Source organism: Peloplasma aerotolerans (assembly GCF_030012175.1).
Taxonomy (GTDB): Bacteria; Bacillota_I; Bacilli_A; order Acholeplasmatales; family Acholeplasmataceae; genus Peloplasma; species Peloplasma aerotolerans.
This window is the reverse complement of the sequence record NZ_JASCXW010000005.1, coordinates 49,743-63,343: the sequence shown is the minus strand read 5'-3', so window position 1 is coordinate 63,343 and position 13,601 is coordinate 49,743. Positions and strand designations below refer to the sequence as shown.

Sequence of the window (13,601 nt, the reverse complement as noted above, 5' to 3'; positions counted from 1 at the left end):
TTTTTATTCTTTAACCCCACCAACGTTAACACCTTTAGCAAAATACTTCTGCAAGTAAGGATATATAACGATGATTGGAATAATAGACAAGATAATAGCAGCATACGCAAGTGAAAATAGTGAATACGGATAATTAACAACAACATCAGTATCACGTGCTGCCTCAGTGATACCTCTTAATATAACTTGAAGCGGATGTTCATTACCTTGAACAAGACGCATATTCCAAAAATATCCATTCCAACGATTTAGAGCATAAAATAATGTAACCGTTGCTAGTGCTGACTTCGACATTGGAATGTAGATACTACCGAGTACTTGGAATTCGTTTGCCCCATCAACAATTGCTGCTTCTTCAATCTCTTTGGAGATACCATTGAAATAATTTCTTAATAACAAAATATTAAATGCCTGAACACCAAAACCGTAAATAATACCCCAACGGTTGTTGACTAATAGTTCTCTGTAGTTAATATAAGTAGGAATTAAACCTGCACTAAACCACATTGTAAATACGATTAAGAATGCGATTTGACGCTTGAATAATAAATTCGATTTTGCTAATGCATAAGCAGCAAAGATCGATAAGATAATACTAAATGCAGTACCATAAAATGTATAAAACAAAGTATTTGTATAAGAAATCCAAAAACTTTTCGCTCTTTCGCCATATAAAAGCGCACCAAAGGCATCAAATTGAAGCTCTACTGGCCATAAAACAACTCGACCTTGCTCTACTGCATCAATACCACTTAAAGCCATAGAAATACTATAGATAAAAGGATATAAAGTCGTTAAGGCAAATAAAGTTATTAAAACATATGCTAGTATTTTAAAGATTAACTCACTTTTATCTAGTCTTTTCATAGATGCCTCCTAAAATAACGAAGTGTCAGAGACACGACGGCTAATAAAATTAGCCCCAAGTACCAAAAACATTGCGATAAATGAGTTAAACACATCTGCTGCAGCTGCAAAATTCACACCAGCTGCAGAACCAGCACTCGCACCAATACCAATATTACCTAGCTTTAAAACATATGTGGAAATAACTTCTGCTGTTCGAAGCACTTCACTTCCTCGATTGGCTGTTAATAACATAACTTTTTCATATCCGACATTAAGCGTTTCACCGATTCTAAGAATCAACATAATCGTTAACGTTGGTGCCATTCCAGGTAATGTTACATATCTGATTTGAGCTAGTTTATTTGCACCATCAATTTTAGCTGCCTCATAATTGGTAGGACTAATCGCCATAATTGCTGCAAAGTATACAATGGATCCATAACCAGCTGATTCCCAAATATTCGATAAGATATAAATAGACCTAAAATATTCAGGTTTTGATAGCATAGGCGTACCTAACTCTATCCAACCCCATCTTACGAACATACCATTTAATAAGCCTGGTGCCATGGCTTGATTACCACCAGCAAGCATTAATCCTAAGATTGATGTAATAACAACCGTAGAGATGAATCTTGGTAAATATGAAATAATCTGAGTTGTTGCACGATAGGCTTCATTTTTCATTTCACTAAATAATAAAGCTAAGATAATTGGAATTGGAAATCCAAAGAACAATCCATAGGTGCTTAATGTAAATGTATTTCTAAATGCTTGCCAAAAAGCTGTTGCTTGTGGACCAAACATAATATATCTAAACGCATAAAAACCATAGAAATCTGCATTCCCTACGGTATCACTATAATTATCATAATTTTTAAACGCAATCATAATACCGCCAATTGGACGATATCTAAAGAAATAGAAAAATAAGATGACAGGAATAAGCATCACATAAATTGGCCAGTCTTTTTTGACTTGGTGCCAATAGCGATGAAATCTAGTGCGTTCCATTTCTTCGATAAGTTCTTCTCTTCTTATCTCTTCAATGGAAATTTGATTTTTAGTCATATTTTCTTTATTCATATATTACTTGTCCTCATCTTTTTCTAAAAGATACTGATGCATATTGACCATTAAATCTTTTTGATAAGCCATGATCATAATAAGTCCTAACCCTAATAATAAATTTAGAGAATGATTTAGCGCATGATTAAGCAATTCTAAACCAAATCCAAAGATTGCAAATAATATCCATTCTGCAAGAAATACCGTTAAATAAATACCTAAGTATAATAAGATGTTATACTTCATTTCAACACGCTTTTTGTTATAAGTTTTAGTCTTTAATATCGGTAAGATAAGTGCAAACATCATCAATGCTAAAATATGAGCTAACGTAATCAACCAACCGACATCTAAATAAAGACCATAAAGAATGAAATGAGCAAATACGACCGCCATATGACTAAAGAGTCCATATTTTCTCCAACGAATATAACAAAGAATAATGATTGGATATGATATTGCTAAATACAAACGAATACCAATTAATCCAAATAGAGCAAGCAATATATCAGTGATGATAGCAGCTGTTGTCAAAACAATTAAGTCCATTGTTCGAAATTTCTTTATTGTCAAACTAACAACTCCTTTATATAATATAGATAGACTTAAAAAGGAGCATACCCTATGATCAAGCTATCTTTAAACACAACTGATAATATCCAAGAAACCATTGATGGTTATCCTTTAAGCGAAACTTTGGAGGTTTATTTAGAACCTGGAGTTTATGTACAAAAACTTCGCATAAAGCATAATCATCTAAAATTATATGGTTCAAAATCAGGTAAAACTTTAATATGCTATAACGATTATAGCTATAAAATGCATGAAGACGGATTATTATATAATACGTTTCGTACTTCTACTGTTATGGTCTTAGGAGATTATGTTGAACTTAATTACCTAACCATTCAAAATACTTCTGGATCCGGATTAAAAATCGGTCAAGCGGTTGCTCTTTCTTTGTATGGCAATCATACAAGAGTGATAAACTGCAATTTGATGGGTCATCAAGATACTTTATTTTTAGGTCCACTACCTATTGACCTAACTGAACGTTATGAAGGTTTTCTTCTAGATGAACAGCGACATACCCATCATTTATTTCATTACTTTGAGACCTGCCATATCGAAGGTGATGTTGATTTTATCTTTGGTAGTGGAACAGCTTTATTTAATCAATCAACCATTGTTGCCTTAGCCAAAGGATATATAGCTGCACCATCAACTTATGAAACATCATTGTATGGGATGATTTTCAATCAATGTGAAATAGTCTCTATGACATCTGAAACTGTCTTTCTTGCAAGACCATGGAGAGACTACGGATCAACTGTATTTGTGAATTCGAAATTCACAGGAAACTTTGCAAAGGAACGCTATGATAATTGGGATAAGACACATTATAGATTTTATGAGTTTCCTTATATAGAATCCAAGTTTTCCCATGACTTGAAAACGGAGGGGATGGAGCAACTAAAACTTTATATATTGGATAATTTTAATTGCTCCATAAATGATTAAAAGTTAAAATAGTCTTTCGCATTTCTATAAGAAATATCCTCAACCATTTTACCTAATAATGTGTAATCTTCAGGAAAATAACCTAGCATTACTTGTTCACCAATAATGTTGCATAACAATCTTCTAAAGTACTCATGTCTTGGATAAGATAAGAAACTTCTTGAATCTGTTAACATGCCAACAAATCTAGATAACAATCCGTTATTTGCTAGTGCTTTAATTTGCTTTGTCATGCCATCAATGGTATCTAAGAACCACCAAGCTGAACCAAATTGTATCTTACCAGCAATGCCACCACCCTGGAAAGCTTGCATCAACGTAATCGCAACTTCAAAATCTCTTGGATTTAGAGTATATAAAATGGTTTTTGGCAGATCTCCGGTTGCATCTAGTGCATCCATCAATTGACTTAATGGTTTAGCAATAAGACCATCATTAATTGCATCAAAACCTGTATCTGGTCCTAAATTTTTAAGCATACGTTCTGATAAGTTTCTGAGTGCACCAATATGATATTGTTGGACCCAGTCTCTTTTTTTATATTCTTGACCTAAGAAAACGAGTAAATATCCTTTATACTTTCTAATTTCTCTAGGTGTTAAATCTTCGTGTTGCATTGCTTTTTCATAAATCATCGCAATCTCTTCATTGGTTGTTCTCTCATATGAAACAACATCAAGTGCATGATCAGATAATCTACATCCTTTTTCATGGAAAAATTCAATTCTTTCGGTGATTGCTTTTTTTAGTAAATTAATGTTAGATAATGTATAACCAACTACTTTACCTAATTTAATAATCCATTCTTGAAACCACGGTAATTCAATGTTAATTGCTTTATCCGGTCTAAAAGCTGGTAAAACCGTAGTTTTAAAGTTTTGATCTTCATTTAACTTATCGTGCCATTCCAACGAATCGATTGGGTCATCTGTTGTACATATCACATCAACATGACTCATTTCGATTAACTTTCTAGCAGTTAAACTCTCTAATTTTTGATTAACTTCTTTATAGATGTCTTCTGCTGTTTCAGGGCTTAATAGTGTATCAATTCCAAAAAAACGCTTTAACTCAAAATGTGTCCAATGATACAAAGGATTACCAACAAGCGTTGGAACAACTTCTGCCCATTTCATAAATTTATCAAATTCTGGTTTATTTCCAGTTATATAGTCTTCTGTAACACCATTTGCTCTCATTAATCTCCACTTATAGTGGTCTCCTGAAAGCCATGCATCGAATAAATTTCTGAATTTTTTATCTTCATAAATTTCTTTTGGATCTAAATGACAATGATAATCAATAATCGGCATTTTTTTAGCATGTTGGTGAAATAGTTTTTTAGCCACTTCATTATGTAATAAAAAATCTTCATGAATAAAAGTTTTCATCGGTCGTTCTCCTTGAGTACTTATTGAAATGATTAGATAAGCACATTACAATAAATCATCGAATTTCATTGTTCTGCTAATTTGATGACTCATTTATTATATTTGAGTTTAGAATCTTTAAAGAATATCTAACTCTAAACCGTCTTTATATACGGACACTGTTTATATCTAGATTTATTTTACCATGATGTGAAACCGTTGTCAATAGTTTTTTGACATACGCTTTCATAAATTTTGATGAGACAAATAATTTGATTTTCTTTCTTTTTATTCATAAAAAAAGTGAATCTATAAGATCCACTTTCTATACATATTATGTTCTTCTTCGTTTTCTAATAATTGAATATCCTGTTGTCGTGACGACAATGACGCCAATCAATACAATGGTTAAAATAGCAGCAAATCCTAATCCATCATCATCATAACCCTTGTTTGCTAGAATTTCTTGCCATTTTGTATCCATTTGAAGCTTTAAGCTTTCATTGTAGCGATAGACTTCATCGTTTACACTAATTCTTACGTTATAAGAATCACTATAGTCTTCAAACTCACCACCAACACCTAAAACTTCTTCAAACACATCTTTTCTAGGTGTAGAGTATCCTACATACTCTGTATTTTGTAGTGCAGCTTCATAAGACATCATAAAGTTAATAAATTGATATGCATAATCTTGATTTGCTTGAACAGGTATAACAAATGCATCTACCCAAATGTTTGTTCCTTCTTCAGGGACAAAGAATCCTAACGTATCATTTTCAGACATTAAATAATTTGCATCACCTGAATACGCAACAGCTAGATCATATCTTGCAGGATGTAGCATTGCTTCAAAGATATCATCTGTAATCACGTCAGTTTGTGCTGTCAAAGCTTCATTTAGCCATGCAACTGCTGCATCAAATTCTGCTGTTGTAGGATGGTTGATCGATCCTGCACCAATAGATTTTAAAGCAGGCATAAAGGCATCCCTTGAACTGTTATAAAAGGCAACTTTATAGTCAGTATTCTTTAAAACATCCCAACCTGTTAAATCATTTTCATCGACTATTTCAGTATTATATAAAACGCCTACATTGCCCCAAAAGTATGGAACCGCATATTCTAATAAATCAAAACCGTTTGCTCCACTTTCTAATGTATCCAATATTGAATCCAATCCATCAGCTAAATCAGTCTCAGGATCAAATGTTGTTATTTTTGTCCAATTGATGGGTATGATTAAACTTTCACTTGCCAATTGCTCAATCGCATAGTCGCTTGGAATTACTAAATCATATTGATTTCCACCTTTGATTTGAGTAATCGCAACTTCATTTGAATCAAACGCAATTTGTTTAACACGTATGCCAGTTTCTGCTTCAAATTGCTCAACTAATTCATCGTCAATATACTCTCCCCAGTTATATAACCTCAAAACTGGTCCTGTTTCACATGATACCAATAATAAGGTAAGTGTCAATAATAAGATCATTAAAAAACTTTTTTTCATTCTAATTCCTCCATCTTTTTCCCAGATTTGAAATAATCATAGGTTATTTTACCACCAATAATCAATAAAATTATGGTGGATAATGCATTAATAATAGGTTTGGGGCTTAAACGATTCGTATATAAGTAAATCGATATATTTTTATCCCCTGATGATCCAGCAACAAAGTATGAAATGATAAAATCATCAAATGACATGGTAAACGCAATAGCCGCACCAGCGATAATTGCTACTTTAATTTGAGGTAGGATAACCTTAATCAAAGCTTTAAATGGTGAAGCACCTAAGTCGTAGGCTGCATCTGCTATATTTGGATCTAAGCTTTTTACTTTTGGATACACTGTTATTAATACATAGGGTGTACTAAAAGCAATATGTGCGATTAACATCGTATTATAACTAGGAGCAATTTGTAGTGCACCAAATAATACAATTAAAGAGACTGCAGTAATGATTTCTGGACTAACAATTGGAATGTTATTGACACTCATCGTTAAATCTCTAATTATTTTTTTCGATTTCGTTAAAGCAATGGCTGCAAACGTTCCAAAGACAGTCGAAACCAATGTTGATACAATTGCAATCCATAATGTCATAAAGACAATACTTTCCCTTGGATTTCTATAATTAAATAGTTCACGGTCTGTAAATAGATCAACATATCGCTGCAGTGTAAAACCAGACCATCTTGTTAATGAGTTCGCTTCATTGAATGAGAAAACCGCAATAGAAATAATTGGTGCGTAAATAAATAGAAATACTAAAATAATAAAAATGATTTGCGTAGGGTTAATACGTTTCTTTTTCATTTTGATTAACCCCCTTATAGCGATCAAGTTTTTTAATATAATAAACAATACCAAGAATTACAATCGATAAAACAATCGCAACCGCTGATGCATAACTAATTCTTCCATTATTGATAATACTCTTTTCAATTAATGTCCCAATCATATAAATATTTTGACTAGGTGCTAAATATTGAGGAATAATAATTGTAGTTGCTGCTGGTAAGAATACCATAAGTATTCCTGCTAAAACGCCTGATAATGATAAAGGAATAACAACTTTAACAATGGTTTTAAATTTATTTGCTCCTAAATCAGCAGATGATTCTAAATAATTAGGATCTATCTTTGATAATACTGCGTAGATTGGTAAAACCATAAATGGTAAATAAACATATACAAGTCCTAACACAACACCTGGTACGGTATCAATTAAATAAGGGAAGAACATTCGCATAATTTGTTCTAACGCTCTAACTCTTAATAACATGTTGATCCACATTGGAGCATTAATTAATAAAAGCAATGCAATTTGAGTCCTTAATTTCATCTTTGTTAAAATATAAGCTAATGGATAACCAATCATTAATGTCACAACAGTTGTTGCTGCAGCAATCCAAAGCGATGCTGTCATTGCTCTAACAAATGCTGTTGCTCTTAAAAAATCAAGGTAATGATCAAATGTAAAACTAATTGGATAGATACCACTTCGATTATCAAATTGAAATGATGAGATAACGAGTAGAAAAATAGGAACAACAACCAATGATATTAAAACAAAATAATAGGGGATACTTAAGAAGAATTCTAGCTTCTTCTTAGGTTTATTTTTAACCCTTAATGCATTTGCTTGCATTACCATTTCTCCATAATATGCAAATCTTCAGGTCCAAACGTAATATCAATTTCTGAACCTTCATCTGCATAATCTGTTGTATGGATGGTGTAGATTCTATCCTTAGTTTTTACATCAATCTCATAATGTACACCTTTAAATGCAATACTATCTACAAGTCCGGTTAATAACCCATTTCCTTTTTCTACAATATCGATATCCTCTGGACGGATAACGATATCTACAGCCTCATTACGAGCAAAACCTTTATCAACACATGGATAATCCACATCATCAAAAGATACTAAATAATCATCTTTCATCGTCCCAGAAATAATATTCGATTCCCCAATGAACTTAGCAACAAACGTATTCGCTGGTTCATTATATATATCTTCAGGTGTTCCGATTTGATAGATTTCACCTTGATTCATAACAACGATTTTATCACTCATGGTTAAAGCTTCTTCTTGGTCATGCGTAACAAATAAGAAAGTAATCCCAGAGTTTCTTTGAATCTCTTTTAACTCATATTGCATTTCTTGTCTTAATTTTAAGTCAAGAGCAGCGAGTGGTTCATCTAAAAGTAAAACCTTAGGCTCGTTAATCAAAGCTCTTGCAATGGCAACTCTTTGCTGTTGACCACCTGATAATTTATGAACTGGTCTTGTTTCATATCCTTCAAGTCCAACCATCTTTAAATATTTACTGACTTTATCTTGAATTTCTTTTTCTTTAGTCTTTTTAGTAACGAATGTATTTTTGATTTCTTGAATTTGATTCTTAATTTTTTCTTGTTCATCGAGATTAGATAACGTTTTTAAAGATTTTTGAAGTTTTGAAATTTCCTTTTTTCGATCAGAGTTAGGATCTCTTAGTATTTTGATTTCTTCTTTAAGCATTTTCTTTAAGTTATGAATCTCCGATTTATCTTTTAATTTTCTAATCTTTTCTTGATAGTCATCTTGTAGTTGTCTGATTTGCATTAAAGTCGATAAAGGATCACTTTTAACTCTTAAGCCAAAAGCAACATTCTCGAACACATCTAAATGAGGGAATAATGCATAGCGTTGAAACACAGTATTTGTAGGTCTTTTATGAGCAGGAGTATCCAAAATGTTTTTGCCATCAAAAAGGACTTCTCCAGCGCTAGGTTCGACAAACCCACCAATAATTCTTAGTGTTGTTGTCTTACCACAACCAGATGGTCCTAATAGGGTTACAAACTCATTTTGTTCTATAGTTAAATCGATACCTCGTAAAACGACTTGACCATTAAATTCTTTTGTTATATCTTTTAATTCAATTAATGCTGCCATATGCTCACCTCAAGTTTACTTGTGTTAAACGCTAAGCGTTAAAAACATGTAGATGTTTATTATTTATAAACATTTCGTTAACCTTATCTAAACCATAACACATATATTATATAAGATATGAATTGTTTGTCAATGATAATAATATAAATATTAAAAGTTAAATCATGGCATAGCAATTTCGCCAAAAAATAGACCCCTCTATGTTATACTTAAATAAATGGAAGATATAAACTATTAAAAAGGAGCATTTATATGTTAACAGAAGCAATCAAACTGCAGAAAACAAAAAAATATATCATTCAAGGTTCTCTATTTTTTTTGACATTTCTCTTAATTTATACATTGGTTGACGGGCTCAATATGTCCTATATCAATATGATTTCTACATATGGATTATATTTAGTCATCATTAACATTGTTCTAAACTTCACAATGTCATTTTTAAGTGCATTATTAATGAACTTAAGTACTGCGATGGTTGAACTTAAAGGTAAAGAAGGTAAAGGTGCTAAATTTGGCTTCTTCTCCGTCTTCTTCGGTATCCTAACTTATGGTTGTACATCTTGTGTCATCGCATTTTTCGCAGCTGTTGGTATCGCATTTTCAGTCATTGCATTACCACTAGCAGGTCTACCTTATAAATTGTTTTCACTTATCTTAATCGTTATTGGATTGACATGGGTAATGCATGAGATTAAAAATGGGAAATGTACCATAAAAACAAACTCGCTTGACACAGACACTGAATCTGAATAAGATATAAGTGTAGGTGAGAGAGAGCGTGAGATCTTATGGAAAAGAAAAAGATCATAGAAATCGATAAAGAAGAGTTTAAAAAAAGATTTAAAGATATTGCAGAGCATGGGCCGTTTAACTACGATAAAAAGCGTAGACATGGTGGTATGCATATGAAAAAAGAAGTTAAGTTATTTACTGACAAAGCCGAAATGGTTGAATATGTCAATGGTCTTGAAGATATCGAAAATGTCGAAGTATTCAAGATTGAAAATGATTTATACAAAGTCTTAGTCATGCGAAGAAAACAACATGAAGATTGTTGCAAAGATCATGACGACGATTGTTGCCAAGATTCAGAAGAATAAATAAAATATATTCACCTACATTAGAGAACTTTCGGGTTCTCTTCTTTTTTTATTGACAACCTGTATTTTTTGGTGTACAATATCAATATGACAAGGTTGTCACATTGAGGTGAATCTATGCCAACACAAACATTTTTTAACTTACCAAAAGAAAAACAAGAACGTATAATGGATGCGACTCTAAATGAACTATCACTTCATGCTTATGAAAGCTTAAATCTTGCAAATATCATTAGAGAGTCTCAAATTCCAAGAGGTAGTTTTTACCAGTACTTTAAAGATAAAAACGACCTATTTGATTACTTCTTGACTTATGTTGCTATGAACAAGTTTAAATATTGGGGTGATTTATTTACATCTAACCAAGATTTACCATTTTTAGAGCGCTTCTATCAAATCTACATTAAAGGATTCTATTATGCAAAAGAGAACCCTAGATTAGTCAAAGCAGCAAAAAAAATGATGGATTCAGATTACTACAAGCAAAGTCCTCGAGTTAAAGAAGGTCTTAAGCAAGCTGTTACCATGTATGCAGGTTTTATCGAATGCGATCAAAAACTTGGTCGAATCAGGAAGGACATTGAACCAAGATTGCTCGCTAATTTTATTTTAGAGTTTATGAATAAAGTTACGCTAGATGAGTATTTAAAAGACGATATTCATCTAGAAAATATAGAAGATATTGTCAATCAACTCATTGACATTCTCAAGAAAGGAATCGAATAACATGTTTAAAGTAGAAAACTTACATTTTACGTATCCAAAAAATAAAGATGAAACCATAAAAGGTATATCTTTTGAAATCTCTAAAGGTGAGATTTTTGGATTTTTAGGGCCAAGCGGAGCTGGCAAGAGTACAACACAAAAGATTTTAATAAAGCTTTTAGATCAATACAAAGGTGCAATTTATTATAACAATCAAAATATTGCTGAAATCAATGATTCCTTTTTTGAAAGTATTGGAGTTAGCTTTGAAATGCCAATCCATTTCTCAAAAATGACAGCAATGGAAAACATCAACTTCTTCTTAAAACTGTATAAGAAAAATAATGATATAGAAAAATTAATGAAGCGTGTAGGTTTATGGGAAGATAAAGATAAGATGGTCTCAGAGTATTCAAAAGGTATGAAAATCAGACTTAACTTTGTTAGAGCGATGCTCAACTCTCCTGAAATGTTATTTTTAGATGAACCAACAAATGGTCTTGATCCAACAAACGCTATGATTTTAAAAGATATGATTAAAGAATTTAAAAAAGATGGTGGAACTGTATTTATCACAAGTCATATTATGTCTGATATCGATCAATTATGTGATCGTGTAGCTTTTGTTGTCGACGGTCAAATCAAAGAAATGGATACACCAAGAAACTTAAAACTTAAGTATGGAAAAAGAACCATGAAACTTGAATATAAAGAAAATGGAAAGACAGTTATTGAAGAATTCCCTATGGACGGTATTGGTCAAAACCAAACATTTTTAAACTTACTTCAAACCAAAGATATCGAAACCCTTCATAGTGGAGAAACAACTCTAGAAGATATATTCATCCATGTAACTGGTGTAGGATTGAACCATGAGTAGATTTTTAATATTGGTTAAAGGAGAATTGCAAAGATTAAACAAATACAATGTAACAACGATTAGTTTTGTTGTAGCTTTGTTATGGTTTCTTCTTCTATACTTTATCGATGATATGGATATACTAGCAGCCATGTTACCCTTTGTTATTATCGTTGATGCAACCATGATGTCAATCATCTTTATTGGAGCAGTGATGTTTTTTGAAAAAACAGAATCAACATTTTCAACCATGCTTGTTACACCTGTTACCAATCAAGAACTCATCCTATCAAAAGCGGTAGCGAACACAATCCATAACCTATTATCATCACTTTTAATCATCTTAGTCTTTCATCTTGTTAAAGGTGTTGAGGTCAATTGGATCTTTATTATTATTGCTCTAATCGTATCGATTTTCTTTCATAGTTTATTAGGCTTTGTGTTCTCATTTTATTCTAAAGATTTCACATCTATGCTTGTTGGTGTAATGATGTATACATTTGTATTTTTAATACCTTCAGCATTAAATTTCTTTGGTTTGGTTTTCAAAGGTGAAGTCTGGGAACATATATTACTGATCGCACCTACACAATCAGCAACCAAACTGATTGAATTAGGATTTGGTGCAGATATTGCAGTAAAATCAATCATCGCATTCGTTTTATTGTTTGGTGGAAGTATATTAGGGTACAAATACTTTATTCTACCAAAATTTAAAGCTTATGCTGTTAAGCAAAGTGGGGTGTAATGATGTTTAATCGAGTATTTATTCACGAATTAAAAAGCATGACGAGAGATAAAATGTATACATTCTTACTTGTTTATCCAATCATTATGGCAGTTATCGCCTATTTTCTAGTTCCTTATTTAAGAGATTTAGATAGTCAAATTGCTGCAGATATCGTTGTTTTAATCTTTGTTTTAATGAATAGCTTTATGTTTGGTGCGATTACTGGATTTACATTACTAGATGATCAAGATGATAAAGTCTTATTATCCTTAAGAATTACACCAATTAACGTCAAATACTATGTAGCAATCAAACTATCCATTAGTTATGTGCTAGGCGTCCTAGCAACAATGCTATTAATTTTGGTAACTGGGTTTTTAAATTCGATATCTTTAATAGACTTCCTATTCATTATCCTTTTAGCACCGATGCAAGGCCCTATTATTGCTTTGTTTATTAATTCGTTTGCTACGAACAAAGTTGAAGGTTTTGTTTTTATGAAGTTATCCGGGATTATCTTATTAGTACCTATTGCAGCTTTATTCCTAACGAACTGGACTGAATTACTTTTAGGTATAATTCCTGGTTTTTGGACAGCAAGAATTGTGTCGATGCAGTTATTACCAATTGAGTTTTTCTTTTCTGCATCATGGATTTATTTTGTTATTGGATGTATCGTCAATATCGTCATTGGATTATTGTTTTTCAAGCTCTATACAAAAAGAGTTAATATATAGGAGGAGATCATGGAAATATTAGGTATAATTTTAATTATTTATGGAGCATTCATGTTAGCAGGTTTATTGTTTCAGTTCCCATTTTTCTACAACAACGCAAAATCTAAAATGTTTATTAAAATGATGGGAAAGACAGGTTTTAATATTTTGATTCTTGTCTTCGGTATAGCAGCACTTGTCGGTGGCATCTTAATTTTAGGCTAA

The 13,601-nt window shown here is 32.0% G+C and carries 16 protein-coding genes; 8 read left to right on the top strand and 8 right to left on the bottom strand.

Annotated features, from left to right (window positions below; genetic code table 11):
* Nucleotides 1–3 precede the first annotated feature (3 nt).
* From QJ521_RS02825 to QJ521_RS02815, 3 genes are read right to left on the bottom strand one after another with little or no spacing between them, the layout of a single operon-like run.
* Nucleotides 4–867: a carbohydrate ABC transporter permease gene (locus QJ521_RS02825; RefSeq protein ID WP_282838904.1), complete on the bottom strand. Its 864-nt coding sequence runs from the start codon at nt 865–867 to the stop codon at nt 4–6.
* 9 nt (nt 868–876) lie between these two features.
* A complete protein-coding gene (locus QJ521_RS02820; RefSeq protein ID WP_282838903.1) occupies nt 877–1,935 on the bottom strand; it encodes an ABC transporter permease in 1,059 nt (352 codons plus the stop codon).
* 3 nt (nt 1,936–1,938) lie between these two features.
* Nucleotides 1,939–2,490, bottom strand: a complete 552-nt coding sequence (locus QJ521_RS02815) for a hypothetical protein (RefSeq protein WP_282838902.1) — start codon at nt 2,488–2,490, stop codon at nt 1,939–1,941.
* A 51-nt stretch (nt 2,491–2,541) separates the two neighbouring features.
* On the opposite strand from QJ521_RS02815, the gene QJ521_RS02810 reads away from it, so the two are divergent.
* Complete coding sequence (locus QJ521_RS02810) at nt 2,542–3,438, top strand: pectinesterase family protein (protein WP_282838901.1); 897 nt, start codon at nt 2,542–2,544, stop codon at nt 3,436–3,438.
* On the opposite strand, the gene uxaC is transcribed toward QJ521_RS02810, so the two are convergent.
* The 5 genes from uxaC to QJ521_RS02785 all read right to left on the bottom strand — a co-directional run bounded on the left by uxaC (nt 3,435) and on the right by QJ521_RS02785 (nt 9,263).
* A complete protein-coding gene (gene uxaC, locus QJ521_RS02805) occupies nt 3,435–4,829 on the bottom strand; it encodes a glucuronate isomerase (RefSeq protein WP_282838900.1) in 1,395 nt (464 codons plus the stop codon). The genes QJ521_RS02810 and uxaC overlap by 4 nt on opposite strands.
* A 313-nt stretch (nt 4,830–5,142) precedes the next feature.
* Nucleotides 5,143–6,321, bottom strand: coding sequence for an ABC transporter substrate-binding protein (locus QJ521_RS02800; RefSeq protein WP_282838899.1), 1,179 nt, complete (start codon nt 6,319–6,321; stop codon nt 5,143–5,145).
* Nucleotides 6,318–7,130 (bottom strand): ABC transporter permease, encoded by an 813-nt coding sequence (locus QJ521_RS02795; RefSeq protein WP_282838898.1) that lies wholly within the window; start codon nt 7,128–7,130, stop codon nt 6,318–6,320. The genes QJ521_RS02800 and QJ521_RS02795 overlap by 4 nt, the downstream gene beginning before the upstream one ends.
* On the bottom strand, nt 7,111–7,965 hold the full coding sequence (locus QJ521_RS02790) for an ABC transporter permease (protein WP_282838897.1): 855 nt from the start codon (nt 7,963–7,965) through the stop codon (nt 7,111–7,113). The genes QJ521_RS02795 and QJ521_RS02790 overlap by 20 nt, the downstream gene beginning before the upstream one ends.
* On the bottom strand, nt 7,965–9,263 hold the full coding sequence (locus tag QJ521_RS02785; RefSeq protein WP_282838896.1) for an ATP-binding cassette domain-containing protein: 1,299 nt from the start codon (nt 9,261–9,263) through the stop codon (nt 7,965–7,967). Before QJ521_RS02785 ends, QJ521_RS02790 begins: the two co-directional genes overlap by 1 nt.
* A gap of 252 nt (nt 9,264–9,515) precedes the next feature.
* Between QJ521_RS02785 and QJ521_RS02780 the strand changes: the two genes are divergently transcribed.
* The 7 genes from QJ521_RS02780 (at nt 9,516) to QJ521_RS02750 (ending at nt 13,601) form a co-directional block, all read left to right on the top strand.
* Complete coding sequence (locus QJ521_RS02780) at nt 9,516–10,019, top strand: hypothetical protein (RefSeq protein WP_282838895.1); 504 nt, start codon at nt 9,516–9,518, stop codon at nt 10,017–10,019.
* Nucleotides 10,020–10,054: 35 nt separating this feature from the next.
* Entirely contained in the window at nt 10,055–10,366 is a 312-nt protein-coding gene (locus tag QJ521_RS02775) for a hypothetical protein (RefSeq protein WP_282838894.1), read from the top strand.
* A 117-nt stretch (nt 10,367–10,483) separates the two neighbouring features.
* Nucleotides 10,484–11,092: a TetR/AcrR family transcriptional regulator gene (locus QJ521_RS02770; RefSeq protein ID WP_282838893.1), complete on the top strand. Its 609-nt coding sequence runs from the start codon at nt 10,484–10,486 to the stop codon at nt 11,090–11,092.
* A gap of 1 nt (nt 11,093) precedes the next feature.
* Entirely contained in the window at nt 11,094–11,951 is an 858-nt protein-coding gene (locus tag QJ521_RS02765; protein ID WP_282838892.1) for an ABC transporter ATP-binding protein, read from the top strand.
* Nucleotides 11,944–12,678, top strand: coding sequence for an ABC transporter permease (locus tag QJ521_RS02760; RefSeq protein ID WP_282838891.1), 735 nt, complete (start codon nt 11,944–11,946; stop codon nt 12,676–12,678). Before QJ521_RS02765 ends, QJ521_RS02760 begins: the two co-directional genes overlap by 8 nt.
* Nucleotides 12,679–12,680: 2 nt before the next feature.
* On the top strand, nt 12,681–13,397 hold the full coding sequence (locus tag QJ521_RS02755; RefSeq protein ID WP_282838890.1) for a hypothetical protein: 717 nt from the start codon (nt 12,681–12,683) through the stop codon (nt 13,395–13,397).
* Between the two features lie 9 nt (nt 13,398–13,406).
* The gene (locus QJ521_RS02750; protein ID WP_282838889.1) at nt 13,407–13,601 is read left to right on the top strand and encodes a hypothetical protein; all 195 of its coding nucleotides are present in this window, start codon (nt 13,407–13,409) and stop codon (nt 13,599–13,601) included.

What these genes read in the sequence shown, in the direction of transcription:
- QJ521_RS02820 (WP_282838903.1), bottom strand. Translation starts at nt 1,935, where the DNA reads ATGAATAAAGAAAATATGACTAAAAATCAAATTTCCATTGAAGAGATA.
- QJ521_RS02810 (WP_282838901.1), top strand. Translation starts at nt 2,542, where the DNA reads ATGATCAAGCTATCTTTAAACACAACTGATAATATCCAAGAAACCATT.
- QJ521_RS02770 (WP_282838893.1), top strand. Translation starts at nt 10,484, where the DNA reads ATGCCAACACAAACATTTTTTAACTTACCAAAAGAAAAACAAGAACGT.
- QJ521_RS02825 (WP_282838904.1), bottom strand. Translation starts at nt 867, where the DNA reads ATGAAAAGACTAGATAAAAGTGAGTTAATCTTTAAAATACTAGCATAT.
- QJ521_RS02785 (WP_282838896.1), bottom strand. Translation starts at nt 9,263, where the DNA reads ATGGCAGCATTAATTGAATTAAAAGATATAACAAAAGAATTTAATGGT.
- QJ521_RS02790 (WP_282838897.1), bottom strand. Translation starts at nt 7,965, where the DNA reads ATGCAAGCAAATGCATTAAGGGTTAAAAATAAACCTAAGAAGAAGCTA.
- uxaC (WP_282838900.1), bottom strand. Translation starts at nt 4,829, where the DNA reads ATGAAAACTTTTATTCATGAAGATTTTTTATTACATAATGAAGTGGCT.
- QJ521_RS02775 (WP_282838894.1), top strand. Translation starts at nt 10,055, where the DNA reads ATGGAAAAGAAAAAGATCATAGAAATCGATAAAGAAGAGTTTAAAAAA.
- QJ521_RS02755 (WP_282838890.1), top strand. Translation starts at nt 12,681, where the DNA reads ATGTTTAATCGAGTATTTATTCACGAATTAAAAAGCATGACGAGAGAT.
- QJ521_RS02760 (WP_282838891.1), top strand. Translation starts at nt 11,944, where the DNA reads ATGAGTAGATTTTTAATATTGGTTAAAGGAGAATTGCAAAGATTAAAC.
- QJ521_RS02780 (WP_282838895.1), top strand. Translation starts at nt 9,516, where the DNA reads ATGTTAACAGAAGCAATCAAACTGCAGAAAACAAAAAAATATATCATT.
- QJ521_RS02750 (WP_282838889.1), top strand. Translation starts at nt 13,407, where the DNA reads ATGGAAATATTAGGTATAATTTTAATTATTTATGGAGCATTCATGTTA.
- QJ521_RS02795 (WP_282838898.1), bottom strand. Translation starts at nt 7,130, where the DNA reads ATGAAAAAGAAACGTATTAACCCTACGCAAATCATTTTTATTATTTTA.
- QJ521_RS02800 (WP_282838899.1), bottom strand. Translation starts at nt 6,321, where the DNA reads ATGAAAAAAAGTTTTTTAATGATCTTATTATTGACACTTACCTTATTA.
- QJ521_RS02765 (WP_282838892.1), top strand. Translation starts at nt 11,094, where the DNA reads ATGTTTAAAGTAGAAAACTTACATTTTACGTATCCAAAAAATAAAGAT.